General features: G+C 72.4%; 21 protein-coding genes. 13 read left to right on the forward strand and 8 right to left on the reverse strand.

The window, feature by feature from the left end; all coding sequences use genetic code 11:
* Genes ACQPY0_RS30010 through ptsP form a run of 5 tightly spaced genes read left to right on the forward strand, consistent with a single transcriptional unit; the run spans position 1 to position 3,695 of the window.
* Complete coding sequence (locus ACQPY0_RS30010; protein ID WP_432967640.1) at positions 1–309, forward strand: PTS lactose transporter subunit IIB; 309 nt, start codon at positions 1–3, stop codon at positions 307–309.
* Positions 302–739 carry a PTS sugar transporter subunit IIA gene (locus ACQPY0_RS30015; protein WP_432967643.1) on the forward strand — a complete coding sequence of 146 codons (438 nt, stop codon included), beginning with the start codon at positions 302–304 and terminating at the stop codon, positions 737–739. The genes ACQPY0_RS30010 and ACQPY0_RS30015 overlap by 8 nt, the downstream gene beginning before the upstream one ends.
* Positions 736–1,776, forward strand: a complete 1,041-nt coding sequence (locus tag ACQPY0_RS30020; RefSeq protein WP_432967646.1) for a zinc-dependent dehydrogenase — start codon at positions 736–738, stop codon at positions 1,774–1,776. The genes ACQPY0_RS30015 and ACQPY0_RS30020 overlap by 4 nt, the downstream gene beginning before the upstream one ends.
* Before the next feature lie 10 nt (positions 1,777–1,786).
* Positions 1,787–2,065, forward strand: coding sequence for an HPr family phosphocarrier protein (locus tag ACQPY0_RS30025; protein ID WP_432967649.1), 279 nt, complete (start codon positions 1,787–1,789; stop codon positions 2,063–2,065).
* Positions 2,058–3,695: a phosphoenolpyruvate--protein phosphotransferase gene (ptsP, locus tag ACQPY0_RS30030; protein WP_432967652.1), complete on the forward strand. Its 1,638-nt coding sequence runs from the start codon at positions 2,058–2,060 to the stop codon at positions 3,693–3,695. The genes ACQPY0_RS30025 and ptsP overlap by 8 nt, the downstream gene beginning before the upstream one ends.
* A 178-nt stretch (positions 3,696–3,873) precedes the next feature.
* Here ptsP and ACQPY0_RS30035 read toward each other — a convergent pair whose 3' ends face one another.
* Positions 3,874–4,692 carry a polysaccharide deacetylase family protein gene (locus ACQPY0_RS30035; RefSeq protein WP_432967655.1) on the reverse strand — a complete coding sequence of 273 codons (819 nt, stop codon included), beginning with the start codon at positions 4,690–4,692 and terminating at the stop codon, positions 3,874–3,876.
* Positions 4,693–5,303: 611 nt separating this feature from the next.
* Between ACQPY0_RS30035 and ACQPY0_RS30040 the strand changes: the two genes are divergently transcribed.
* Positions 5,304–6,410, forward strand: a complete 1,107-nt coding sequence (locus ACQPY0_RS30040) for a PQQ-binding-like beta-propeller repeat protein (protein WP_432967658.1) — start codon at positions 5,304–5,306, stop codon at positions 6,408–6,410.
* Here ACQPY0_RS30040 and ACQPY0_RS30045 read toward each other — a convergent pair.
* The gene (locus tag ACQPY0_RS30045; RefSeq protein WP_432967661.1) at positions 6,395–6,742 is read right to left on the reverse strand and encodes an MmcQ/YjbR family DNA-binding protein; all 348 of its coding nucleotides are present in this window, start codon (positions 6,740–6,742) and stop codon (positions 6,395–6,397) included. The two genes, ACQPY0_RS30040 and ACQPY0_RS30045, sit on opposite strands and share 16 nt — an antisense overlap.
* Positions 6,743–6,942: 200 nt before the next feature.
* Complete coding sequence (locus ACQPY0_RS30050; protein ID WP_432967664.1) at positions 6,943–9,864, reverse strand: glycoside hydrolase family 48 protein; 2,922 nt, start codon at positions 9,862–9,864, stop codon at positions 6,943–6,945.
* A 360-nt stretch (positions 9,865–10,224) separates the two neighbouring features.
* Here ACQPY0_RS30050 and ACQPY0_RS30055 point away from each other — a divergent pair, with 360 nt between their 5' ends.
* The gene (locus ACQPY0_RS30055; RefSeq protein ID WP_432967667.1) at positions 10,225–10,659 is read left to right on the forward strand and encodes an SPW repeat protein; all 435 of its coding nucleotides are present in this window, start codon (positions 10,225–10,227) and stop codon (positions 10,657–10,659) included.
* A 44-nt stretch (positions 10,660–10,703) separates the two neighbouring features.
* Here the strand turns inward: ACQPY0_RS30055 and ACQPY0_RS30060 are convergent, their stop codons facing one another.
* The gene (locus ACQPY0_RS30060; RefSeq protein WP_432967670.1) at positions 10,704–11,219 is read right to left on the reverse strand and encodes a DinB family protein; all 516 of its coding nucleotides are present in this window, start codon (positions 11,217–11,219) and stop codon (positions 10,704–10,706) included.
* 167 nt (positions 11,220–11,386) lie between these two features.
* Between ACQPY0_RS30060 and pgm the strand changes: the two genes are divergently transcribed.
* Positions 11,387–13,018: a phosphoglucomutase (alpha-D-glucose-1,6-bisphosphate-dependent) gene (gene pgm / locus ACQPY0_RS30065; protein WP_432967673.1), complete on the forward strand. Its 1,632-nt coding sequence runs from the start codon at positions 11,387–11,389 to the stop codon at positions 13,016–13,018.
* Between the two features lie 13 nt (positions 13,019–13,031).
* Here the strand turns inward: pgm and ACQPY0_RS30070 are convergent, their stop codons facing one another.
* The 3 genes from ACQPY0_RS30070 to ACQPY0_RS30080 all read right to left on the reverse strand — a co-directional run bounded on the left by ACQPY0_RS30070 (position 13,032) and on the right by ACQPY0_RS30080 (position 17,072).
* Entirely contained in the window at positions 13,032–13,682 is a 651-nt protein-coding gene (locus tag ACQPY0_RS30070) for an adenylate kinase (protein WP_432967676.1), read from the reverse strand.
* Positions 13,683–14,436: 754 nt separating this feature from the next.
* Positions 14,437–14,811 carry an FKBP-type peptidyl-prolyl cis-trans isomerase gene (locus tag ACQPY0_RS30075; protein ID WP_432967679.1) on the reverse strand — a complete coding sequence of 125 codons (375 nt, stop codon included), beginning with the start codon at positions 14,809–14,811 and terminating at the stop codon, positions 14,437–14,439.
* Between the two features lie 926 nt (positions 14,812–15,737).
* On the reverse strand, positions 15,738–17,072 hold the full coding sequence (locus ACQPY0_RS30080) for a helix-turn-helix domain-containing protein (protein ID WP_432967681.1): 1,335 nt from the start codon (positions 17,070–17,072) through the stop codon (positions 15,738–15,740).
* A gap of 151 nt (positions 17,073–17,223) precedes the next feature.
* Between ACQPY0_RS30080 and ACQPY0_RS30085 the strand changes: the two genes are divergently transcribed.
* Positions 17,224–18,009, forward strand: a complete 786-nt coding sequence (locus ACQPY0_RS30085) for a DapH/DapD/GlmU-related protein (RefSeq protein WP_432967684.1) — start codon at positions 17,224–17,226, stop codon at positions 18,007–18,009.
* Positions 18,006–19,220, forward strand: a complete 1,215-nt coding sequence (locus tag ACQPY0_RS30090; protein WP_432967687.1) for an acyl-CoA dehydrogenase family protein — start codon at positions 18,006–18,008, stop codon at positions 19,218–19,220. Before ACQPY0_RS30085 ends, ACQPY0_RS30090 begins: the two co-directional genes overlap by 4 nt.
* A gap of 52 nt (positions 19,221–19,272) precedes the next feature.
* Here ACQPY0_RS30090 and ACQPY0_RS30095 read toward each other — a convergent pair whose 3' ends face one another.
* Positions 19,273–19,755, reverse strand: coding sequence for an NUDIX domain-containing protein (locus tag ACQPY0_RS30095; protein WP_432967690.1), 483 nt, complete (start codon positions 19,753–19,755; stop codon positions 19,273–19,275).
* 682 nt (positions 19,756–20,437) lie between these two features.
* On the opposite strand from ACQPY0_RS30095, the gene ACQPY0_RS30100 reads away from it, so the two are divergent.
* From ACQPY0_RS30100 to ACQPY0_RS30110, 3 genes are all read left to right on the forward strand, one after another.
* The gene (locus ACQPY0_RS30100; protein WP_432967693.1) at positions 20,438–21,847 is read left to right on the forward strand and encodes a sigma 54-interacting transcriptional regulator; all 1,410 of its coding nucleotides are present in this window, start codon (positions 20,438–20,440) and stop codon (positions 21,845–21,847) included.
* A gap of 2 nt (positions 21,848–21,849) precedes the next feature.
* Positions 21,850–23,802, forward strand: a complete 1,953-nt coding sequence (locus ACQPY0_RS30105) for a vWA domain-containing protein (protein ID WP_432967696.1) — start codon at positions 21,850–21,852, stop codon at positions 23,800–23,802.
* 77 nt (positions 23,803–23,879) lie between these two features.
* A complete protein-coding gene (locus ACQPY0_RS30110) occupies positions 23,880–24,035 on the forward strand; it encodes a DUF6131 family protein (RefSeq protein ID WP_432967699.1) in 156 nt (51 codons plus the stop codon).
* Positions 24,036–24,081: the final 46 nt, after the last annotated feature.

Genomic DNA, 24,081 nt, shown 5'->3' on the forward strand with positions numbered 1-24,081 from the left:
ATGCCGAGCATCAGCGGTAGCGACATCAAGAAGGTCGTCGTCGCCTGCGACGCCGGCATGGGCAGCAGCGTGATGCTCGCCAGCCAGCTCAAGCGCCAGCTCGCCAAGAACGCGGTCATTGTCGAGCACACCCCGGTCAACTCGATCCCCGCGGACGCCGACGTCGTGCTGTGCCACAAGGGACTCGCCGCCCGGGCCCGCGTGAGCGCCCCGGACAAGGTGATCATCCCCTTCCAGGTGTTCATCGGCGACCCCGCCGTGGCCAAGGTCGTCTCGGTCGTCCAGCGCGGCGGTGAACTCAGTGGGTGATGCGCTGCTCACCCGCGACGCGATCCGGCTCGGCGAGCGGGCCGGATCGCGGGAGGAGGCGGTGCGCCGCTGCGGCGACGTGCTCGTGGAGATCGGCGCGGTCGGCCCGGCGTACGTCGAGGCGATGCTCGAACGGGAGCGGAGCGTCTCGACGTACATCGGGGAGGGCGTCGCGATCCCGCACGGCACGCTGAACAGCAAGGAGACCGTCGTGCGCGACGCCCTCGCGGTGCTGGCGTTCCCCGGCGGCGTCGACTGGGGCGGCGAGGACGTGCGCGTGTGCGTGGCGATCGCCGCCGCCGGCGACGGTCACGTGGAGATCCTCGCCCAGCTCGCCGAGATCCTGATGGACCCCGACCAGGCGGCCCGCCTGCGCGCCGCGACCACGGCCGATGAAGTGCTCGACCTGCTTGTGATGGAGCGATCGTGAGAGTTGTACGGTTCCATGCCCCCGGTGACGTCCGCATCGAGGACGCGCCCGAACCGGCGCCGGGACCCGGCGACGTGAAGATCCGGGTGCGGGCGTGCTCGACGTGCGGTACCGATGTCAAGATCCGCAATTTCGGCCACCACCACATCGTGCCGCCGCGGGTCATGGGGCACGAGATCGCCGGCGAGGTCGTCGAGGCCGGCGCGGACGTCACCGGATGGCAGCCCGGCGACCGCGTGCAGGTGATCGCCGCGATCCCGTGCGGGCAGTGCGGCGAGTGCCGCAAGGGCCGGATGACGGTCTGCCCCAACCAGGTGTCGATGGGGTACCACTTCGACGGCGGCTTCGCCGAGTACATGATCGTGCCACCGAACGTGCTCGCCGTCGACGGCCTCAACCGCATCCCGGACGGCCTGAGCTTCGCCGAGGCCTCCGTCGCCGAGCCGCTGGCCTGCGTGCTCAACGGCCAGAACCTGGCCGGCGTCGGCGAGGGCGACGACGTGGTGGTCATGGGCTCCGGCCCGATCGGCTGCCTGCACGTGCGCCTGGCCCGGGCCCGCGGCGCCGCCCGCGTGTTCCTGGCCGACCTCAACCGCGAGCGCCTCGACCTCGCCGCCGGCCTCGTCCAGCCCGACGCGGCCATCTGCGCCGGGGAAACCGACGTGGTCGACGCGGTCATGAAGCTCACCGAGGGCCGCGGCGCCGACGTCGTCATCACCGCCGCCGCGGCCGGCGCCGCCCAGGAGCAGGCCGTGCAGATGACCGCCCGCCAGGGCCGGATCAGCTTCTTCGGCGGCCTGCCCAAGGACAAGCCGATCATCGCCCTGGACTCCAACCTCGTGCACTACCGCGAGCTGAGCATCGTCGGCGCCAACGGCTCCAGCCCGCAGCACAACAAGGAGGCCCTGCGCCTCATCGCCGAGGGCGCCGTCCCCGTCGCCGACCTCATCACCCACCGCCTGCCCCTGCAGGACGCGCTCGACGCGTTCGGCATCGTCGCCCGCGGCGAGGCGATCAAGGTCACCGTCGAACCCTAGGAGGTCAGTCGTGCCCACCCGGACCGTCGTCGTAGGCTCGGCCAGTGGCCTGCACGCCCGCCCCGCCGCCCTGTTCGTCGCCGCCGCGGCGAAACAGCCCGTGCCGGTGACCATCCGCGCGGACGGCTCCAAGCGGCCCGTCCCCGCCAAGAGCATGCTGGGGGTGCTCTCCCTGGGTGCCAAGCAGGGCACCCCGGTGACCCTGGAGGCCTCCGGCGACGGCGCCGAGGCCGCCCTGGACGAGCTCGCCGCGCTGCTCGAGCGGGACCTGGACGCCCAAGATGCCTGAGCTCCACGGGATCGGGGTGAGCCCCGGACGCGCGGCCGGGGCGGTGCTGCACCTGGCGCCGCCGCCGTCGCTGCCGGCGCGGTCCGCGGTGGTCGACGCCGAGCAAGAGCGCGATACCGTACGCCGAGCAGCGGCCGCGGTTGCCGCGGAGCTCACCCGCCGGGCGGAGGCGGCGCTGGACTCGACCGCCGCCGAAGTCCTGCACGCCCAGGTCCTCATGGCGACCGACGACATGCTCACCGAGGCCGCGTTCGCCGCGATCGAGGCCGGCTCCCCGGCCCCGCACGCGCTGTCCGAGGCCCTCGCCGAGCACCGGGCCGCGTTCGAGGCGGCGGGCGGCTACCTCGCCGAGCGGATCGCCGACCTCGACGACCTGCGGGACCGGCTCGTCGCCGCCTGCCTCGGCCTGCCGATGCCCGGCATCCCGTCGCCGGGCCACCCGTTCGTGCTCGTCGCCCGGGACCTGGCCCCGGCCGACACGGCGGGACTGGACCCGTCCGTGGTGCTCGGCCTGATAACGGCCGAAGGTGGCCCCACCAGCCACACGGCGATCCTGGCCCGGACGTTGGGGATTCCGGCGGTGGTGCGATGCTCCGGTGTTTCCGACATTGCCGATTTGACGCTCGTCGTGGTGGACGGCTCCTCGGGGACCGTCGCCGTGGGGCTCCGCGACGACGACGTGCGCCAGGTGAACGCGGCCGAGGCGGAGCTGCGGACAGCACGCGCGGCCTCGGCGGGCCCCGGGCAGACCGCCGACGGGCACCCGGTCGCGCTGCTGGCCAACATCGGCTCCGCGCGCGACCTGACCGGCGACGTCGAGGGCGTCGGGCTGTTCCGCACCGAGCTGCTGTATCTCGACCGCACCGACCCGCCGACGGAGCAGGAGCAGGTCGAGGCGTACACCGCCGTGTTCGCCGCGCTGCCGGGCCGCAAGGTCGTGGTACGCACGCTGGACGCCGGCGCCGACAAGCCCCTGCCGTTCCTGCGCCTGGCCGGCGAGCCCAACCCCGCCCTGGGCGTGCGCGGCCTGCGGGTGGCCCATCGCCGCCCGGACGTGCTCAGCACCCAGCTGGCGGCGATCGCCACGGCCGCGGCCGCCACCGAGGCCGACGTGTGGGTGATGGCCCCGATGGTCGCCACGGCGTCCGAGGCCGCCGAGTTCACCCAGGCCTGCCGCGCCCACGGCCTGCCCACGGCCGGCGTGATGATCGAGGTTCCGGCGGCCGCGCTGCGCGCCCCGGCCATCCTGCGCGACGCGGACTTCCTGAGCCTCGGCACGAACGATCTCAGCCAGTACACCTTCGCCGCCGACCGCATGTGCGGCGACCTGGCCGAGCTGCTCGACCCGTGGCAGCCGGCGCTGATCGCCCTGATCGCGGCCTGCGCCACGGCGGGCACCCAGGCCGGCAAGCCGGTCGGCGTCTGCGGCGAGTCGGCCGCCGACCCGGACTTCGCCCTGGTCCTGGCCGGCCTGGGCATCACCAGCCTGTCGATGGCCCCGCGCAGCATCCCGGCGGTCCGCGAGTCCCTGGCCGCCCACACCCTGCAGGAGTGCCGCCAGATCGCCAAGGCCGCCCTGGCGGCCGACACGCCCGAGGCGGCCCGAGCGGCAGCCCGCCGCACGGCGTGACACCCGGATCGAACCGGGCTCGGGTGCCACCCGAACCCGGTCCGATCCGGATGCGCCGGAACGGTCGACCTGACGTCGCGCCCGTCGCGTGAGGCCGCCAACCGGCTGTACGAACGCCTCGGCTTCGAACCGCGCGACTCCACGGTGTACCGCTACGCGCCCTGACGCCGGCCCGCGCTCAGGCCTCGGCGCCGAGGGCTATGAAGCGCAGGCCGCGGGCCTGCAGGGCCGGGATCACCGTGCGCAGGGCGGCGCAGGTCTGGGAGCGGTCGCCCCCGCCGTCGTGGCACAGCAGGATGTCGCCGGGGCGGGCCTTCAAGAGGCGGTCCGTGATGGCGCCGGTGCCGGGCCGGGTCCAGTCGCGGGGGTCGGTGTCCCAGTTGACCGGGATCATGCCGGTCTTGGCGGCGGCCGCGAAGACCGCCGGGGACACCGCGCCGCCGGGGGAGCGGAAGATCGTCGGGGTGTGGCCGGTCACGTCGTGGATCTTCTCCTGGGCGCGGTCGAGCTCCTGCTGCACGAGGTCCGGCGGCAGGGTCGCGATGCCCGCCGGGTGGCTCCACGTGTGGTTGGCGACCTGGTGGCCGGCCGCCACGATGCTGCGGGCCACGCCCTCGTGGCCCAGGATCTGGTTGCCGATCAGGCAGAACATGGCCGGCACGCCGTAGCGCTCCAGCAGCCGCAGGACCTGGGGCGTCCAGGCCGGGTGCGGTCCGTCGTCGATGGTCAGGGCCACCGCGTCCGGCGGGAAGTCCGGGCCGGGGACGACCTGGCGGTACTCGCGCAGCGTGAACACCGGCCGGCTCAGCGGCGCCAGCGACGGCGACGGGCTTGGCGACGGTGCCGGATGCGGCGGCGGGGCCAGCAACGGCGGCGGGGTCGGGGAGGTCACGGGGGCGTTCGGCGAGTCCCTGGGCGGGGTGTCGCGGCCGAGCAGCGCGGCGCCGGCGGCGGCCAGGCCGGCCCCGAACAGGCGTCGGCGCGTCACGTGCGTCACGGGTGGTCCTCTCTCGGTGGGCGGGTGTTCGCGGATCCAGACGTCGCCCGCCGTGGATGCGTTGCATGCGGCCCGGGTCGCGCAGGCCTTCCCGGCGAGCCGCCAGGAACGCGCGCTCCGGCTCGTTCTCCGTCAGGGCGAGAGCCTCCTCGTACGCCACCGCCGCCGCTCCAGCCGGCGCGGGAAGTCCACCCGCGCCGCGCTCAGGTAGCCGTAGCCGGCGCCGCATGGCCCGGCGCGGGTTGAGGTGGACGACCGGCGAGGCCACCGGGCCGGCCGGGCGTCGTGCAGTCCGCTGATCTCGGTCCTGTCGGTCGACTCCCACGTCGGTGACTCGGCGTGCACCGCGGCGATCGCCAAGTTACCGCCCAGCGCGTCTGGCGGCGATGCGAGCCGTGTCCCAACGCGAACGGTCCTGTTCGGACAGTAGCAGGATGCGTTCGTCCGACGCGGTGCGGGTCGCTCTCGGTGCCCCAGCGCCGCTCGTCGCCGTCGCTGAGGATGAGGTACTTTGCCATCGCAGTCCGTCCCGAATCGTCGAAGGGTTCGTGCATGCAGGCGACGAACGGGGCACCGCCGGAATCGACGGCCTGGCCGAAACCGCTCGCCGGATGAAGCGCCGCAGACTCCTGGCCGCCATCGCCGGGGTGACGGCGTTCGGGGGTGCCAGCGCGTGGTACGGGCTGCGCGGCTCCGATCCGGGCACGACCACGCAGCCGGGGCGGCGGCGCTGGCGGGTCCCGCTGGCCGAGCAGCCCGACGCGCTGCACCTGGCCGGTGACACGCTGCTCGCGCTCGGCAGCGGCCTGACCGCCTTCGACGCCGGCACCGGCAAGGTCCGCTGGCGCCAGGACCTCGGCGTCGGCACCATCCTGCCGGGCCGGACCGGCACGGCACCGTTCACCTCGGACGCCGGCGCGTTCGCGGTGCGCGCCGAGGACGGCGGGTCGCCGGTGGTGCGGGTGTCGGGCCTCGGCGACGGCGCGCAGCGGTGGCGGCGGGCCTTCGAGGGGGACCTCGGCAGCGTCCTGCTCACCGCGGACGGCACGGTCGTCACCGTGGCCGACGGGGCCGGCGGGCGGAGCCTGGTCTGCTTCGACGGGGCCGGGGACCGCTGGGCGCAGCCGGTGCAGGCCGCCGACGGCCCGTTCGACCTGCTCGCCGACGCCGGCACGGTCTTCGCCGCCGGGCGGGAGCTGGTCGCGTACGATGCCGCCGGCGGCACGCGCAAGTGGGGCGTGAGCGCGGCCGAGGGGTGCGTCTTCGGCCGGCCGGCGGTGCGCGGCCCGCTGGTGGCCGCCCTGGGGCTGCAGTACATCGACGACGACTACGGCTATCGCGGCGTGGCCGTCCACGGCGTCGAGGCCGCGAGCGGCGCGGTCCGCTGGCAGTACGCCCCGCCGGGTGCGTTCCTGCAGGACGCCCCGCCGCTGGTGGCCGGGCGCGGTGTCGTGGCGGTCCACGAGAGCGGCCGGCTCACCGGGCTCGACCCGGGCACGGGCGAGCAGCGGTGGGAGTACGACTGGGACTTCGCCGACATCATCGCGCTCGGCGAATACGTGTACGTCGCCACGGTCGACGGCGTCGCCGAGGTCGATCCGGTCAGCGGCCGGCGGCGGGTGCAGTTGCCGGAGCCCGGCGCGTATCGGCTGGCGGGCGCCGGCACCCGGCTGTGCGTGGCCGCCGGCGAGACGCTCAGCGCCTACGACGCCGGCTGAGGCCGGTCGCGCTTGGGCAGCTTGGACACCACCCAGCGGTACGACTCGTCGATGACCTCGAGGATCTCCTCGTCCGGGATCGCCCCGCCCAGGCGCAGGGTGTTCCAGCCGGAGCGGCCGATGTACGCCATGACGGTGACGTCCTCAGGGTAGCGGTGCAGCCACTCGTCGGCCGCCTCCCGGCTCGGCGCGCACTTCACCCCGACCGTCTCGGCCCCGATGAACGCGAAGATCTTCGGCCCGACCTTCGCCACCACGTCGCCCTCCCACGGCTGGTCCTCCCACGCGCCGGGCTTGGCCAGGCAGTGCGCCAGCACCTCGGCGCGGTTCACGGCCGCCGCCCGGGAAAGCAATCGTCGCGCTCGAACGGGGCGGGCTCCAGACGGTACACCCGCGGCCGCCCCAGGCGCGTCGGGCTGGCGAGCGCGGCTGCGACGGCGGCTTCGGGCACGTCGCCGACTATAGGTCGGACAAATCCGGCGCGTCAAAGAGGGCCGGGCACCCCTCCCGGAGAAGGGGTGCCCGGTGTGGTTCAGGAGCCGATCAGCAGACCGTAGTCGGCCATCGCCATGGCGATGTCGGACTGCGCCCAGAACCGGTGGAACGTGAACGTGGGAGCCGAGCCGCCGTTGAGGTACGACTGCACGGCCGGCCAGTTCGGGTCGCTCTTGTAGAAGGACCGGATGTCCAGGAACGACTTGCCGGGGGCGATCACGTCACCGTTGGGCATGACGCCGCTGTACCCCGACGGGATGTACAGACCCTGCTGGTTGGACGAGGACCACACGTCGTCGAAGCGGTTGTAGTCGGCCCGGGTCTCCGGGATGCCCACGCCCTGCGTGTCCGTGTGCAGCCAGATGCCGTCGAGCAGCTTCTTGGCCGTCGTCTTCGCCGCCGTGTTGTTCGCCTTGGCGCCGTAGTAGGTCAGCAGCCGCGCGTACGCGGCGGCCACGCCCACGTCGGTGCCGGTGCTGACGACCGACACGTGCAGGTTGGTGTTCGCCTGCGGCCACGTGTTCGGCGCGCCGGTCCAGGACAGCGTGTCCGGGATCTTGAAGTCGCCGTTCGACGTGAACGTGGTGTTGGCGATCGCCCAGCTCACCCACTTGTCGAGCATGGTCTTCGCCGTGGCGTCGCCGGTCGCGTAGTAGTACTCGGCGACCCGCTCGACCGACCACGCCTGGAAGCCGAACCACTGGTTCGACGGCGGGTCGTGGTACACCGGCTGCACGTCGTAGGCCATGCCGTAGAACGTCGGCGTGCCGGCCGGGGGAGCGGAGTAGTTCCCGCCCCAGCTGTTCGTCGCACCGCCGGCGAAGGCGCCCTCGGCGGACTGCAGCCACTGGTAGAACTCCAGCTGACGGCCGAGGCTCGTCTGCCAGTCCGCCTTCGCGGTCGGCGACTTCGGCGTCAGCGCCGCGACGTTGGACAGCGCCCACGCCGCGAGCGGGTTCTGGTAGCCCTGGTGGTTGTGGCTGGAGCCGATGCGCCACGCCCACTGGCCGCCCGCGTCGCCGCCCCAGGCGTAGTACCACGACATGAGGTACGCCGAGGAGTCCTTGCCCGTGCCGGCGGCGCAGCTGGGCGAGGTGCAGCCCGGCTTCTTGAAGTACTTGTCGTACATCGCGTAGCGCAGGTAGTCACCCATCTTCGCCGCCTTGGCGACGGTCGCCGCCACGTCGGCCTGCTTGTTCTGGGCCGTGGCCCACTGCAGCGCCCAGTAGGCCGCCTCGACCGCGCGGGCGTCGGCGTCCGGGGCGTTGGTGTAGCGCCACTGCTTGGCCGGGCTGCCGTCGATGAACAGCGGCAGGTAGCCGCCGTTCTGCTTGGCACCGTAGGCGAACGTCTCGCAGGACGGGTGGGCGACGGTCTCCCACACCGACTCCTGCGGGCCGCGCTGGTAGGTGTTGATGAACGACACCTTCGAGCCGGCCGCCGGCGTGCAGGAGCTGTAGCCGTAGACGTTGTCCACGTCCTCGAGCCAGTGCATGCCGTAGACGTCGGAGTTGCCGTACGTGGAGACCAGCTCGTTGTACAGCGGGTCGACGCCGACCTTGATCGACGCGTCGAGGTGCCCGCCCTGCTGCGGGTACAGGCTCGGCTGCTCGGCCTCGGCCGCGTAGTCCGCCGGGTCGTTGGGGTTGTAGCCGCCGGTCGTCTGGTTGGCGTGGGTCGGGATGATGTACTTCTCCATCGTGTCCCAGGCCTTGTTGAACGGGGCCCAGTCCTGCTTCACCCGGCCGTACTGCGCCTCCATCCAGATCCAGAAGCTGAACGCCTCCGAGGTCGTCTCGTGGCCCCAGTCGGGCGCCTCGACGACGAGCGTCTCGATCGCGTGGTAGGGCACGCCCTCCGAGGAGAAGTACCCGCTGCCGTGGATCTTGTTGTACTGCTCCAGGAACCGCTGCACGTACACGCCGCCGGCCACGTCGTCATCGCTCTCGATCGCGCTGACGGTCGCCGACTGCCAGCCGCTCGCGCTCAGCGTGATCGTCGCCGTGCCGTTGGTCGAGTCCGCGTCCTGCGCCGCCGCGACCGTCACCGTCTGCGCGGCGTTCCAGTTCGCGGTGGTGAAGGTCAGCGACGCCGGGGTGGCGGTGATGTCGGTGTCGCCGGTGCGGGCCACGGCCACCGTCACGTTCGACGTGGGCGCCTGGTTGAGCTTGACCGACAGCGGCGTGGAGCCGCCCTCGGGCACCGTCAGCGTGGTGGGCGTGGCGACGATCGACGGCCCGACGAACGGGTCGACGAAGACCGGCACCGCGGTGGAGGTGCCCACCGCGCCCTTGCTGTCGTAGGCCTTGGCCTGCAGGCTGTACGCCGCCGTCTGGGCCGGCACGCCGGTCCAGTCGTACGTGAACGGGGCGGACGTGTCGGTGCCCAGCAGCAGGCCGTCGTGGTAGAACTCGACCTTCGCGATCGAGTCACCGGTGTCCGGGTCGGTGGCCGACGCGGCCATCGAGATGCTGGCCGGCGCCGTGTAGTGCGTGTTCGCCGCCGGGGCGGTGAGCGTCACGGAGGGCGCCTGGTTCGGCCCGGTGCACGGAGTGCCGTTGAGCGCGAAGTCCGTGGGGTTCGTGTTGGTGCCGCTGTAGCTGGCGTTGAAGCCCGGGTTCACGGTCCCGCCCGAGGGCAGGCTGCCGTTCCACGGCGCGTTCTTGATCGTCACCGCGTTGCCGGACTGGGTGAAGTCGCCGTTCCAGCTCTGCGTCAGCTGCTGGTTGCCGGCGTAGTGCCAGGTGACGTTCCAGCTGGAAACGGTGTCACCCAGGTTCGTGACCACCAGATCGCCGGTGAAGCCGGTGGGCCACTGGCTGCGCACGGTGTACGTCACCGAGCACCCGGTCGCGGCATGTGCGGTGCCGGCCGGCAGTGCGACGAAGCTGCCGGCGATCAGCGCGCCGACGGCCAACGCACGGAGCCGGCGTTTCGGCCCGCGTTGGGGTGTGGACATCTCGCTCCTCGTGAAAGTTTCGAACCGGGGGGCGGGCACCTGAAAGCGCAATGGCGTTGATGTGTAAGGCCATTGCTGGCAGTGCCCCAGCGGCTCCCAGACGCGAGGTGACGAGGATTCTGGCATGGGAGCGCTCCCGGGACAAGCGGCGCTACGGTCACCGCACCCATCGACCCCCCGGAGGTGATGCCGAACCCCCCATTCGCGGCTCCCACGCGATACCACACCGGGCGTGGCGGACCAGGGCGTCTGCAGCGCAGCCCGCCGCGCCCGGTCCTTGCGATAGCTCGTTGCCCCGCGCGTGTTACTTCCACGCGAATCGGGTTACTTCACCCCTCATCCGACCGGAAGGGGGTCGTCATGGTCCGACCCGTTTCAGACATCACGGGGCACCCGGACATCGCCGAGATGCGCGCCCACTACGACCAGGTGTCGGAGACACCGGCGGCGCGGATCACCGACGGTGCCCTGGTGCTCGCCGGGCTGTACCTCGCCATCTCGCCGTGGGTGATCGGCTTCCCGCTGTACGAGACCAACCTGGCCGTGAACAACCTCATCATCGGCATCGCGGTCGCCATCCTCGCGTGCGGGTTCGCGTCCGCCTACGGCCGCACCCACGGCGTGGCGTGGCTGCCCGTGGTGCTCGGTGTGTGGACCGTTATCTCGCCGTTCGTCATCCAGCGCGGCTACGCCACGGGCGGCACGATCGCGAACAACGTCGTGGTCGGCGTCATCATGATCTGCCTGGGGCTGAGCGCGATGCGCCCGACGTTCGCCGTCAGCAGGAAAAGGTGATCAACGAAGAAGGATGACCGACCCTGGGCCCGCGCCGCGCGGGCTCAGCCGGTCTCGCCGTCGATGCGCTGCCGCAGCAGGTCGGCGTGGCCGTTGTGCCGCGCGTACTCCTGGATGAGGTGCAGATACACCGCGCGCAGCGACATCGGCCCCCGCAGGACGTCCTCGAACGCGTCGTCGAGCCCCACGCCGGCGACCGATTCGCGCGAGGAGCGCCACTCGTCGATCAGCCGCTGGTAGTCCCGCTCGGCGTGGGCGGGGTCGACCTCCTCGAAGGCCGCGTCCCGGGCATCGGGGCGGCGGTAGTGGTACTGCACGGTGCGGCCGTGGAAACGGGCGTGGAACCACTCCCGCTCCACGTCGCTCAGGTGGCGGATCAGGCCCAGCAGCGACAGCGTCGAGGGCGGCACCGCCGCCTCGGCGAGCTCGGCGCCGGTCAGGCCCGTGCACTTGCCGACCAGCACGGCGCGCTGCCAGTCCAGGAAGCCTTCCAGGAGGGTCCGCTCGCCGGCCACGAGCGAACCCCCGAACGGTGGCGGTTGCGGGGCGACCCAGGTCATGGGCCCGAGTCTAGCGGTGATGATCCGCGGTCCGGCGGCGCTGAGCTGCTCGCCGGCGAGGAGCCAGGTGTACAGCTGCCTGACGACCTGCTGGATGCACGGCAGTGTATGGGTCGATTGTCAGCACCGCTGCGCACCCGGGCGCGGGACGTGGCACCGTAGTGGGCATGTCCGTCCATCCCCGCGCAGGGCAGCCCGCGCAGCGCTCCGACCTCGTCGACGTGCCGCGGCTCATCACCAGCTACTTCGCCGTGTACCCCGACCCGGCCGACCCCGCCCAGCAGGTCGCCTTCGGCACCTCCGGTCACCGCGGTTCGAGCCTGCGGGGCTCGTTCAACGAGGACCACATCGTCGCCACCAGCCAGGCCATCTGCGACTACCGGGCGGCGCAGGGGTACACCGGACCCCTGTTCCTGGGCCGCGACACCCACGCCCTGTCCGAGCCTGCCACCGTGAGCGCCCTGGAGGTGTTCGCCGCCAACGACGTGACCGTGCTCATCGACAGCCGCGACGGGTTCACGCCCACGCCGGCGGTGTCGCACGCGATCCTCACCAACCGGCACCGGGGCGCGGACGGGGTCGTGGTCACCCCGTCGCACAACCCGCCCGAGGACGGGGGCTTCAAGTACAACCCGCCCAACGGCGGGCCCGCCGACACCGACGTCACGAAGTGGATCCAGGACCGCGCCAACGAGCTGCTGCGGGCCGGGCTGTCCGGGGCCCGGCGGGTGACGTACGCGCAGGCCCTGGCGGCGCCGGGCACCCAGCGGTACGACTTCCTGGCCTCCTACGCCGACGACCTCGGCTCGGTCGTCGACCTGGCGGCGGTCGCGGCGGCCGGGGTGCGCGTCGGCGCCGATCCGCTGGGCGGGGCGAGCGTGGCCTACTGGGCGTACATCGCCGAGCAGTACAAGCTCGATCTGACGGTCGTCAATCCCGACGTCGACCCGGCGTTCGGGTTCATGACGCTGGACTGGGACGGCAAGATCCGGATGGACTGCTCGTCACCGAACGCGATGGCCTCGCTGATCGGGCGGCGCGCCGAGTACCAGGTCGCCACCGGCAACGACGCCGACGCGGACCGTCACGGGATCGTCACGCCGGATGCCGGGCTCATGAACCCCAACCACTTCCTGGCGGTGGCGATCGACTATCTGTACCGCAACCGCGAGGGCTGGCCCGCGACCGCCGCGATCGGCAAGACCCTCGTCTCCTCGTCGATGATCGACCGGGTCGCCGCCGACCTGGGGCGGAGGCTGGTCGAGGTGCCGGTCGGCTTCAAGTGGTTCGTGCCCGGACTGCTGGACGGGTCTGTCGCCTTCGGCGGCGAGGAGAGCGCCGGGGCGTCGTTCCTGCGCCGGGACGGTTCGGTGTGGACGACCGACAAGGACGGCATCCTGCTGTGCCTGCTCGCCTCGGAGATCCTGGCCCGGACCGGGCGGACGCCGAGCGAGCACTACCGCGACCTGGTGGCGCGGCACGGGGAGCCGGCCTATGCGCGGCTCGACGTGGCCTCGACCCGCGAGGAGAAGGCGGTGCTGGGCAAGCTCTCGCCCGAGCAGGTCTCCGCGACCACCCTGGCCGGCGAGCCGATCACCGCCAAGCTGACCGCGGCCCCGGGCAACGGGGCCGCGATCGGCGGGCTGAAGGTGGTGACGGAGTCCGGCTGGTTCGCGGCGCGGCCGTCGGGGACCGAGGACGTCTACAAGGTCTACGCCGAGTCGTTCCGCGGGCCCTCGCACCTGGAGCAGATCCAGCAGGAGGCGCGCGGCGTGGTCTCCGCCGCGCTGGCCTCCTGACCGTGCACGGCCGTCAGGCCACTGCCTTGTCGGCGGTGGCCTGACGCGCGCCCGAGGTATGGGTGTTGGGGCGCTTCAGGGCCCGCTGCAGCTGCACGATGATCGACCAGGTGACCTCGGCGACCGGCCGGGCACCATTGACCTGGATGAGCAGCTCGCGGGAGGAGTAGTACTCCAGCAGCGGGCGCGTCTTCTCCTCGTACACCTTGATCCGGTGCCGGATGATGTCCTCGGTGTCGTCGGCGCCGCGGGCCCGGGCCAGCAGCCGGCGGATCAACTCCTCCTCGGGGACCTCGAGGTGCACGGCGATCTGGACGCCGACGCCGAGGCTGCCCGCGGTGCGGTACGCCGCCTCGGCCTGCTCGACGGTGCGGGGGAAGCCGTCCAGGACGTAACCACCGGTCTCGCTGGCCGCCATGACGGGCTTGCGCAGCATGTCCATGATGAGGGCGTCGGGGACCAGTTCGCCCTTGTTGACGACCCCCTCGACGGTCTTGCCGATGGCGGTGCCATCCGCGATGTGCCGGCGCAACAGATCGCCGCTCGCGATATGGGCGATGCCGAACTGTTTGGCGATCGCGGCCGCCTGGGTGCCTTTCCCGGCGCCCGGAGCGCCTACCATCAAGATCCGCTTCGCCCGTGGTGCGGCCGACTGCATCGTCATCTGCACACCCCTTCATATGCCCTCGCATCGGCCCGCCGCCGATGGTCCAGCATCGCATCTCGATTCGACGAGTGTGCTGTGGGATGGCTGTGAATTTCCGCATTCCCGGCTGTGGGATTTTGGTCCCGCCAGCCGGGAATGCGTTCGCTTCTTCCGGCGTTGAACGGTAGATTCGGCTGTTTTTCCCGATCGCCGGCCGTCCCGGCATGCGGTCGCTCGGGCGCCGGCGGGGATCGGTGGCGACGCCGATCGGTCCCTCTTCGACCCGGCCGTTGCCCGGGTCTGCCGACGCCCGCTGTTGCCCGGCGCTTGGGTGGCCGGTAGTCGCTCGTTCCTCCGCGCAGGCCTCCGCACCGCCCTTTGCGCCGGTCTTCGCGGTCCTCGACGTCCGATCCGGGCTCGTGGACCGCATGGGAGAACCGCCGCTCTTCGGCTTGCGCCCGAGCTTCGGCTCCGGCACGCCGCTCTTCGCATCGCTCGGCCGGCGGTCGGTGCCGTGCCGATCGGCTCACGGTTCCGTCGCGGCTCGGGCCCCTGCGCACTCCGCGGCGGACGAGTAGTCCGCTGCGGAGGCGTCTATTCGCCCTGGGCATTAATCGGCGTGTCCCGATTCCTTCGTGGCTGCCCGAAGCGGCCGCCGATGGGGCGGGATTATGACCGTTCACGCCGCCGGGCGCGCAGCCGACGACCGCCGGCCGCACGCCTGACTACGGAATGCTGTTCGTTGGTACCGGAATGTAGTTGGCGGCGAGTGTTAGTTGGTGCCGAGCAGGTCGACGACGAAGACCAGCGTCTCGCCCGGCTTGATCGCGCCGCCGGCGCCACGGTCCCCGTATCCGAGGTGCGGCGGGATGACGAGCTTGCGCCGCCCACCGACGCGCATGCCGGCCACGCCCCGGTCCCAGCCGGCGATGACCTGCCCCCGCCCGAGACCGAAGTCGAACGTCCCGCCCCGGTTCCACGAGGCGTCGAACTCCCGCCCGGTCGACAGCGCGACCCCGACGTAGTGCACACTCACCTGCTGCCCCGCCACGGCCTCCGGACCCTCACCGATGGTGATGTCCTCGATCACGAGGTCGGCGGGCGGCGGACCGTCGGGCAGAGTGACTTCGGGCTTGCTCAACGCCATGCGCTTGACTCCTTCGTACGAAACGTCGCCTCCATCCTGCCCTATGACGCCGTACGGTGGCGCAGGCATCCCGTCCGGGCGTCATCACGGCCGGTCACGGCGAGCGCCGCGCTGCACCGGTCGACGCCGCAGCGGCCGGTGGGCTGCTGCTGCGCTTCGGCCCCTTGGCGGAGCGCCCGGGCCGGTGGCTCCGCAACGCGGCGCTGCGCATCGAACCGTCCACGCACACCTGCTCGGCGCGCTGGTGCCGAACACGGGCCCGTCGATGCTGCTGGCGGGCACGGCCACGGCGGTCCCGCGCCGCACCCCGCTTCATCGTTCCATGCTGCCGATCCAGCGTGCCTGCCGCTGCTCGCAGCGCCGTTCACCGATCCAGAATCCCGGCGTCTACCATCCGCCTGTCACCACATTCTCGACCTCGCCGCCTCGCGCTCCGGCGTGTCGGCCCAAGCCCCCGACACGCTGCGTAACCACCCTCCGATTGCCGGATTACCAACTGCCAGTAATTCAATAATCGAAAATCCACGCCGCACCTCGGCGCCCGCCGTTCCGCGGTCCTGCGGGACCGCCGTCTTCGGCCCCACCCTTGTGTCGCTGACCCAGGCCACCAAATCTTTGATTTTGGTGTCAGTCCCGCGGAAGCCCGGTCGAGGTGTTTGAGAGACCGCTCGATCGAGTTCATCTGACTACGGATCGCGTCGGTGTAGGTCCGCATGTCGTGATACGGGCACGCCGTGGAGTCGGTCCAGCCGGGGGTGACCGCGGCGCAACTGCGCGGAACCCGGCGCAACCACATCGTGCGCGACGGGTTGCGCCGGGCGATCACGGCGGTGGTGAACGAACCGTGCGTGGGCGCGACCAGCGCTGGTTGGGCACCGTACGGACGCCGGGGCGCACGCCGAGCAGGCAGCGGGGCGTGATGCGGGTCAGAGTACGCCGACGCGGCCGGCGAACTCGCGTACACCCGGCAGGCTGTGGCCGCTGCGGGAGAGCAGGTCGGCGGTGAGTTGCTGCGCCCACGGCCGGAACCGGACCTCCTGCGGGGCGTCGCGCTCGGCGGCAAGGAGCGCCTGAAACGTCGCCTGCGGACGGCTGCGGCCATGCAGTGCCAGGGCAGTGTCCTCCCAGTACCGGGCACGGCGCTCCGGCGAAACGATCAGGGCCGGGTCGACCAGCCGGGCGTAATCGACGGCGGTGCCGTAGTCGCCGAGTGCCCGCGACACGCTGATCTTGTAGACGGCCAGGTCGAGCCCGTTGAACCGGTCGGCCTTGGCGCCGCCGGCCCAGTGAGCGGCGTCTTCCGCCTCGCCGAGCAGGGTCCAGGCGCTGTCGCGGTCGTCGCGCATCGCCGCGGTGTACGAGGCTGCGGCCAGCAGTCGCCCGTACACCGCACTGTGGGCGGCGTCGGGCAGGCCGGTGTCGGCCTGCAGCGCCCGGGCGGCGTCGAGCATGAGCTTCTGCGCGCCGACGCGGTGCTGAGTGCGGCGCATCACGGTCGCGGCCAGACGCCGGGCTTCGGCGAGCACTATCGGGTCGTCGCCGCTGCGGGCGGCCTGCACCGCGCGGTCGGCGGTGGCCCAGGCCATGCCGTTGTCGTGCAACTTGATCAGCAGTTGGGTGGCCACGTTGTACGCCTGGGCCAGGCGGCTGGCCGCCAGCGGTGCCTCGTCGACGGCGGCGGTGTCGCGGCCGGCGATGGCCTGCGACAGCAGCCGGGGCAGGCGGCGGGCGAGCTGGGTGTAGCGGGTGGCCCGGAATTCGGCACGGGCGACGGCCAGTTGCGCGGCGAGCTGATTCCCCGGAATCGGCGCGACACTGACCCGGCCGAACAGCACGTCCTCGACGGTGTCGGCCATGCCGTGCGCGGCCGCGGCCTGGTCCAGAGGTAGAACCATCGCTCCCGTCACCGCGGCGGCGGTTGTCGCGATCAGGTCGCGTCGGCGCATCGGGTCACCATCCTCATCGGCACCTGTGCTCAGGCTAACCATGGTGGTGTCGAAGGTCGATCGCGACAGCCCGAACAGGTGCGCCGGGATGCCGAATGCCTCGGCAAGGCGGCGCAGCTCGCGCACATCCCAATGGCGGTTCGGCTTGGTCTCCATCCGGCTGAGCGTCGAGGCGGAGAAGCCGGTCAGGGCCGCAGCCTCCTCCAGGTTCAGACCCGCGGCGACCCGCGCGATGCGTAGCACTGTGCCGTAGCCGCCGCTGCTGGAGGCCTGCGCGACGGCCGGCATCGTGGTCCACGCGGTCCGGGTGCTCAAGGTCACCTCCATCCACGATGGCCGGAGTTTGAACGTGACCGATGTTTGCGAGTTGTGCAAGCAGGTTGCAGCCTGGCGGTGAGGCCTTCGATCCGGTCGCGTACACCGGTGTGCTGGATGCATCCATCCAGGCGAGACAAGGAGTCCCGCGATGATGCACCTGACCACACTGGACACGCCGACCACCGTCACCGACCTTGTGCGCGCCGGACTGCTGGAACTCGGCGACGTCTGCCAGATCCACCCCGCCGCGGTGTTCCTGCCCGCCGACATGCTGGGGACCATCCGCCCGATCGTGCTCGGCGACCGGGTGTCCGTCGGCGCGTTCACGATCGTGCACGGCGGCACCACGGTCGGCCGCGACACCCGTATCGGGCACCGCGTGACGGTGGGTGAGCCGGCGTACGGCTACGCCGTACGCCGCGTCTACCAGGGTGCGGGCGCACCCACCACGATCGGCTCAGGGGTGGTGCTGCGCGCCGGCGCGACCGTCTACGCCGGAGCCAGCGTCGGCGACGACGCCACCATCGGCCATAACACGCTGCTGCGCACCAACGTCAAGGTCGGCGCCGGCAGCCAGCTCGCCGCGAATCTGACCGTCGAGCGCGGCTGCGCCATCGGCGACGGGGTGCGCTGCTCGCCCGGCTCCCACCTGACCGCCGACACCGTGGTCGAGGACCGGGCGTTCATCGGCGCTGGCGTGCGGACCATCAACGACCAGGAGCTGATCTGGTGCGACCCGGCCAACGAGCAGCCGCTGCTGCCGCCGAGCTTCGCTTACGGCTGCAAGGTCGGTTCCGGCGCGGTCATCCTCGCTGGCGTCACCATCGGTGAGCACGCCCTGGTTGGCGACGGATCGGTCGTCACCAAGGACGTGCGGACCCGCGCCATCGTCTTCGGCGCGCCTGCCACCCAGCACGGTGAGGTGAACCTGTGACCAACGCGATGAGCTGGCTTGCCCCGCTGCGCACCAGCGTGCCGGAGATCGACGACAACGGCTGGCGGGACCTGCACCGGCTGGCTGACAGCTTCGGCGTCCTCTGCGCGCCGGCCCCGGCCCCGGCGGATGCCGCCGCATGGTCGCGGTGGCTGCTCGGCCTGCGCCGCCAGCTTGCCAGCCGGGGACACCGCGCCCCGGCCGGGCGGGCCGGGCTGGTCTGGCAGACCCTGGCCCAGTTCACCGCCGGGTTCCACGACCTGGACCTGCGCGACGCCACCGGGCCCGGGCACGGCGCGATGATCCTCGCCGAAGGCACGCACCAGGCCGGCATCCTCTGGGGCGCGCGGCTGGCCGCTGGGGAACTTGTCGGCATCGCCGCGACCGAGAGACACGGAGGCTCGCGTATCCAGGAAATCACCACCAGGGCCACGGTGCGCCGCGACGGGACCTGGCGGCTGACCGGCGAGAAGTGCTGGGTGTCGCGCTTGATTGAGTCGTCCGGGTACGTGGTGTTCTTCCGCGACCCGGACGGTCGGATCAGCGCGGCCGTCGTTGATGCCGACCAGCCGCGGCTGGAGCGGGAGGTGATCGAGCCGTTCGGGCTGGGCGGCTGGTCGTGGGGCGTGCTGCGCCTGCACGAGGCGCCCGTCGACCCCGCAACCGACATGGTCGGGCCCACCGGTGACGGCCTCGGAGTGTTCCGGCGTCACTTCGCCCGGTTCCGGCCGCTGGTCACCGCGACCGCGCTGGGCACCGCCGCCGGAGTGCACACGCTGGTCACCGACGCGCTGGCCACCAAGCGGCGGGTCGGGTTCCTGCCCCGGGTGCGCGACAACGCCCTGGTCGTCCTCGGCCGCGCCCACGCCGAGATCACCGCTGCGCTGCTGGCCGCCATCACCACCAGCCGCCTGGCCGCCGACGCGCATCCGCACGCCGACTTCGCCGCGCGGGTCGGCAAGGCCGCCGGCGTCGATACCGCCGTGCGTGCCGTGGTCGATCTCGCGCCGCTGATCGGCGCGGCCGGGTTCCAGCGGGCCCACCCGGTCGCCAAGGCCCGCGCCGACCTGACTGGCCTGCTGTACGCCGACGGCATCCACGACAGCCTCTACCGGTCCGGCGGAGTCAGCCTCCTGGCCAAACCGGTCGCCCCTGTCGTGCCGATCCGGCCCGCCATCGCGGCCGCCGACCGCGACCGCGAGGCGGCCTGAACGGCCCGGCGGCGCACACCCCGTGAGGAGGGTGTGCGCCGCCGGGTGCTTGTCAGCGCGTGTGGAAGCCGTTCTCCAGGTCAAACATCGTGCCCTCCGCCTTCGCCCGCAGCGCGGCGATGACCCGGCGGGCCAGCAGCTGCGACATCCGCTCCTGGATCTCCTCCTCGGTGCACCACGCCCAGCTGATCAGCTCGTCCGGCGGCAGGTTGATGCCGGCCGCGCTCACCTCATCGAGGGTGCCGCCGTCGTAGACGAACATCACGCCCTCGGTGCGGCCTGGCCGCGGCGGCACCCAGTCGGTCACCAACAGCCGGCCGGGCACGATCGACTTGCCCAGCTCCTCCTTCACCTCGCGGACCGCGGCCTGCCGAGGGGACTCGTCCGCCTCCACGCACCCGCCGACGATCTCCCAGTAGTCCTTATAGACGGGTTCGACCAGCAGTGCCCGCCCGGCAGCCTCGGTGAACAGAACTGCCGCGCCCATGCGCTTTCGTGGAAGCGTTGCCGTGTAGTCGCCGGAGGGTGTGCTCACCTGCGCAGGCTACCCGCGCCGGCGGCACCGGTACGTCACGTCCGGCGGTCCCGGACGGCTGACGAGCCGGGCTCGGCGCCGCCGGAGCGGTCCGGGCCGCGGTAATTCTGGTGCTACTGACCGTAGTCACGCTGCGCCACCTGCCGCCATTGGTCGCGGAGCCGCCGAGGAGGTCGCCGAACTGGTGGCCGTGACAGCGTGGCAGGTCCGCTCGCCGGAACCGAGCCGGACTTCAGCGCCGAGACGATCGCCGCGCGGAGCGCCGGACCGGGAGGCGCCGGCCGCGCGTCAATCCGGCCCGGATCCGGGGCCACGGCGGACCGGTACCAGGCTCCAGCGGTCCGATGCGCGGACCGGACGGGCACCGCGGCGGCGGGTGGAACGCGCCGACGCCATCGACGGTCCGCGCGACGGGGCGGTCGGCCGGTGGCGGAGCGCGGCCGGCCGGGCGTCGATGTCCGGTGGCGGCACCAGGTATGGACGGCCTCGGTGCTCGCGGGGCAGCCGGCGGCGCGGCGGGACGCAGTGGCGGCGGGCGCAGCGGGACTCACCGGCAGACGATCGGCGCAGACCCGCCCAGACGACCCTGGTGTGCCGCCCGCCGGGCGGCCAGGAGGCGGGGAGGTACGAACATTGCCGCGATGGTGGCAACGCTCCCGCCGACCGCACTAGGTTCGATGACGTGACTGTGACGCCAGACCAGCCCCTGGACCTTCCCCGCACGGTGGGCGAGCTGCGGGCAAGCGGACACCGGTTCCGCACCGTCAAGGAGGAGCTCCGCGAGAACCTCCTCGACCGGCTGCGCTCCGGCGAGCCGCGCTTCCCCGGCATCGTCGGCTACGACGACACCGTGCTGCCCGAGCTTGAGCGCGCCCTGCTCGCCGGGCACGACGTCGTGCTGCTCGGCGAGCGCGGTCAGGGCAAGACCCGGGTCATCCGGGGCCTGATCGCCCTGCTCGACGAGTGGACGCCGGTGATCGCCGGGTCCGAGCTCAACGAGCACCCCTACGAGCCCGTCACCCCGGCCTCGCGGCGCCTCGCGGCGGAGGCCGGCGACGCGCTGCCGGTCGACTGGCTGCACCGGTCGCTGCGCTACGGCGAGAAGCTCGCCACCCCGGACACCAGTGTCGGCGACCTCATCGGCGACGTCGACCCGATCCGGGTGGCGCAGGGGCGCACGCTCGGTGACCCGGAGACGATCCACTTCGGTCTCGTGCCGCGCACCAACCGCGGCATCTTCGCCGTCAACGAGCTGCCCGACCTCGCCGAGCGCATCCAGGTGTCGCTGCTCAACGTGCTGGAGGAGCGCGACATCCAGGTCCGTGGTTACCAGCTGCGGCTGCCGCTGGACATCCTGCTCGTGGCCAGTGCCAACCCCGAGGACTACACGAACCGTGGCCGGATCATCACGCCGCTGAAGGACCGCTTCGGCGCGGAGATCCGCACGCACTACCCGCTGGACCTCGAGCTGGAGACGGATCTCGTACGGCAGGAGGCCCGCCTCGTCGCCCAGGTCCCCGACCACGTGATCGAGGTGCTGGCGCGCTTCACCCGGGCGGTGCGCGAGTCCCCGGCCGTCGACGCCCGCTCCGGCGTGTCGGCGCGCTTCGCCATCGCCGCGGCCGAGACCGTGTCCGCGTCGGCGCTGCGCCGGGCCGGGCTGCTGCACGAGGACCGGCCGGTGGCCCGTATCGGCGACACGGTGTCGGTGACGAGCACGCTGCGGGGCAAGGTCGAGTTCGACAGCGGCGAGGAGGGGCGCGAGATCGAGATCCTCGCCCACCTGCTGCGCACCGTGACGGCGGACACGTTCCGGCAGCGGCTGGCGGGGCTGGACCTGTCCGGGTTCACCGACCTCGTGGCCGAGGGGCAGGTGATCGAGACCGGTGAGCTGGCCGGCGCCGAGGAGATCCTGCGCCAGGTCGGCACCGTGCCGGGGCTGGCCAAGGTCCTGGAGCGGCTCGGGCTCGGCGACGCGCCCAGCCGGGGCGAGGCCGCCGCCGGCATCGAGTTCGCGCTGGAGGGGCTGCATCTGACCCGGCGGCTGTCGAAGGACCTCACCGACGACGGCCGTACCGTCTACGGAGGCTGATCTTGCGTCACAACCGGTTCCGTTACGGGGCGTGGCGGGGTGGGCCCGACCCGCTCGCCCCGCCCTACGACGTGCGCGCCGCGGTCGACGAGGTCGGCGCGGAGGTGCTCGAGGGCGGCAGCCTGCGCGACGCGCTGCGCAACCTGCTGCGCCGCGGGCCGCAGGGCGGGCGGGGCCTGGACGACCTGCTCGCCCGGGCCCGCCGGATGCGCCGCGACGCCATGCGCCGCGGGCAGCTCGACGGCGCCGTCACCCGCGCCCAGCAGCTGCTCGACCAGGCCCTGGCCGAGGAGCGGTCCACGCTCGCGCAACGCGATGACATGGATGCCCGCTTCGCCGAGGCGCAGCTGGACGCGTTGCCGCGATCGACGTCGCGCGCCGTGTCCGAGCTGGCCGAGTACAACTGGGCGTCTGCGGATGCCCGGCGGTTGTACAACCAAATCCTCGAGCAGCTGCGCCAGGAGGTCGTCGAGCAGCGCTTCCAGGGCATGCAGCAGGCCCTGCGCGACCCCGAGGCCCAGGCCGCGATGCGCGAGATGCTGCAGGACCTCAACGCCCTGCTGGCCAAGCATGCCCGCGGCGAGAACACCGACGACGCGTTCGCCGAGTTCATGAACCGCCACGGCGACTTCTTCCCGGAGAAGCCGGCCAACGTCGACGAGCTCATCGACGCCCTGGCCCGCCGAGCGGCGGCGGGGGAGCGGCTCATGCGCTCGCTGTCGGCGCAGCAGCGGGCCGAGCTGCAGGATCTCATGGCGCAGTCGCTGGGCGACCTCGCCGGGCAGTTCGCGGCGCTGACGGACAATCTGCGGGCGCTGCGCCCCAACCTCAACTGGGGTCGCGGCGAGCGGGTCCGCGGCGACAACGAGCTCGGCTACGGCGACGCCGCCGGGGCCCTGGAGGAGATCGGCGACCTCGACGACCTGCTCGACCAGCTCGGCCAGGAGCACCCGGGCGCGACGCTGGACGACGTGGACGTCGAGGCGGTCGAGCGGCAGCTCGGCCGGGGCGCGGCCGACGACGTGCGGCGGCTGCGGGAGCTGGAGCGGGAGCTGCGCCGGCAGGGCTGGGTGACCCGCGGCGCGGACGGGCTGACGCTGAGCCCGAAGGCGCTGCGGCGCCTGGGCGGCACGGCGCTGCGCACCGTGTTCGCGCAGCTGCACGCCGGCCGGCAGGGCCAGCACGACCTGCGTGACGCCGGCGCCGCCGGGGACCTGACGGGGGCGTCGCGGCGGTGGCAGTACGGCGACGAGCAGGCCCTGGACGTGGTACGCACGATCGGCAACGCCGTGCGCCGCCAGGCGGCCGGCGGGGCGGCGACGATCCCGATCGCGCTGGACGTCGAGGACTTCGAGATCGCCGAGACCGAACGGCGCGTGTCGGCCGCCGTCGCGCTCTGCGTGGACCTGTCGTTCTCGATGATGGCCGACGGGCGGTGGGGCCCGATGAAGCAGGCCGCGCTCGCGCTGTCGCACCTGGTGGCGACCCGGTTCCCGCAGGACGCGCTGCAGATCATCGGCTTCGGGCGCTACGCCTCGCCGCTGTCGCAGGAGGAGCTCGCGGCCGTCGAGCCGGACATGGTGCAGGGCACCAACCTGCAGCACGCGCTCAAGCTCGCCGCCCGGCACCTGCGCCGCCACCCGGCCTCCGACCCGGTCGTCCTCGTCGTCACCGACGGTGAGCCGACCGCCCACCTCCTCGACGACGGCAACTCGTTCTTCCGGTGGCCCTCGACGCGGGAGACGGTGCGCGCGACCGTGCACGAGGTCGATCAGCTCACACAGTACGGCGCGGTGCTCAACTTCTTCATGCTCGGCGAGGACCCGGGCCTGCGCCGCTTCGTCGACGCCGTCGCCCGGCGTAACGGCGGCCGGGTCTTCACCCCCGACGCCGGCGACCTGGGCCGATACGTCGTGTCGGACTACCTCCGCGCCCGCCGGGGCCGCCGCGGGTGAGCCGTGTTTGCCGACCGTGGTGATGGGGGTACCAGATCAACGCAGATCGGTATCCCCACTCCTCCCGGGAGCTGCGAATGATCGTCCTCGGCCTGATCCTGTTCCTCGTCGGCCTGTTTCTGCACGTCGGCATCATCGAGACGATCGGAATCGTGCTGCTCGTCGTCGGCGCGGTCCTGTGGATGCTCGGCGCCGTCGGCCGTCCGATCGCGGGCCGCCGTCACTATTGGTGACCCGGCAACGTGCAGCAGGGCCGGCCAGGTGCCGGCCCTGCTTCGT

Origin of the sequence: Dactylosporangium sp. CA-233914 (assembly GCF_050942935.1) — a bacterium.
GTDB lineage: Bacteria > Actinomycetota > Actinomycetes > Mycobacteriales > Micromonosporaceae > Dactylosporangium.

Bases quoted from the DNA above. Each gene is read 5' to 3' on its own strand.
- ACQPY0_RS30010 (WP_432967640.1), top strand. From the start codon at position 1: ATGCCGAGCATCAGCGGTAGCGACATCAAGAAGGTCGTCGTCGCCTGC.
- ptsP (WP_432967652.1), top strand. From the start codon at position 2,058: ATGCCTGAGCTCCACGGGATCGGGGTGAGCCCCGGACGCGCGGCCGGG.
- ACQPY0_RS30040 (WP_432967658.1), top strand. From the start codon at position 5,304: ATGAAGCGCCGCAGACTCCTGGCCGCCATCGCCGGGGTGACGGCGTTC.
- ACQPY0_RS30050 (WP_432967664.1), bottom strand. From the start codon at position 9,864: ATGTCCACACCCCAACGCGGGCCGAAACGCCGGCTCCGTGCGTTGGCC.
- ACQPY0_RS30055 (WP_432967667.1), top strand. From the start codon at position 10,225: ATGGTCCGACCCGTTTCAGACATCACGGGGCACCCGGACATCGCCGAG.
- ACQPY0_RS30060 (WP_432967670.1), bottom strand. From the start codon at position 11,219: ATGACCTGGGTCGCCCCGCAACCGCCACCGTTCGGGGGTTCGCTCGTG.
- pgm (WP_432967673.1), top strand. From the start codon at position 11,387: ATGTCCGTCCATCCCCGCGCAGGGCAGCCCGCGCAGCGCTCCGACCTC.
- ACQPY0_RS30070 (WP_432967676.1), bottom strand. From the start codon at position 13,682: ATGACGATGCAGTCGGCCGCACCACGGGCGAAGCGGATCTTGATGGTA.
- ACQPY0_RS30075 (WP_432967679.1), bottom strand. From the start codon at position 14,811: ATGGCGTTGAGCAAGCCCGAAGTCACTCTGCCCGACGGTCCGCCGCCC.
- ACQPY0_RS30085 (WP_432967684.1), top strand. From the start codon at position 17,224: ATGATGCACCTGACCACACTGGACACGCCGACCACCGTCACCGACCTT.
- ACQPY0_RS30110 (WP_432967699.1), top strand. From the start codon at position 23,880: ATGATCGTCCTCGGCCTGATCCTGTTCCTCGTCGGCCTGTTTCTGCAC.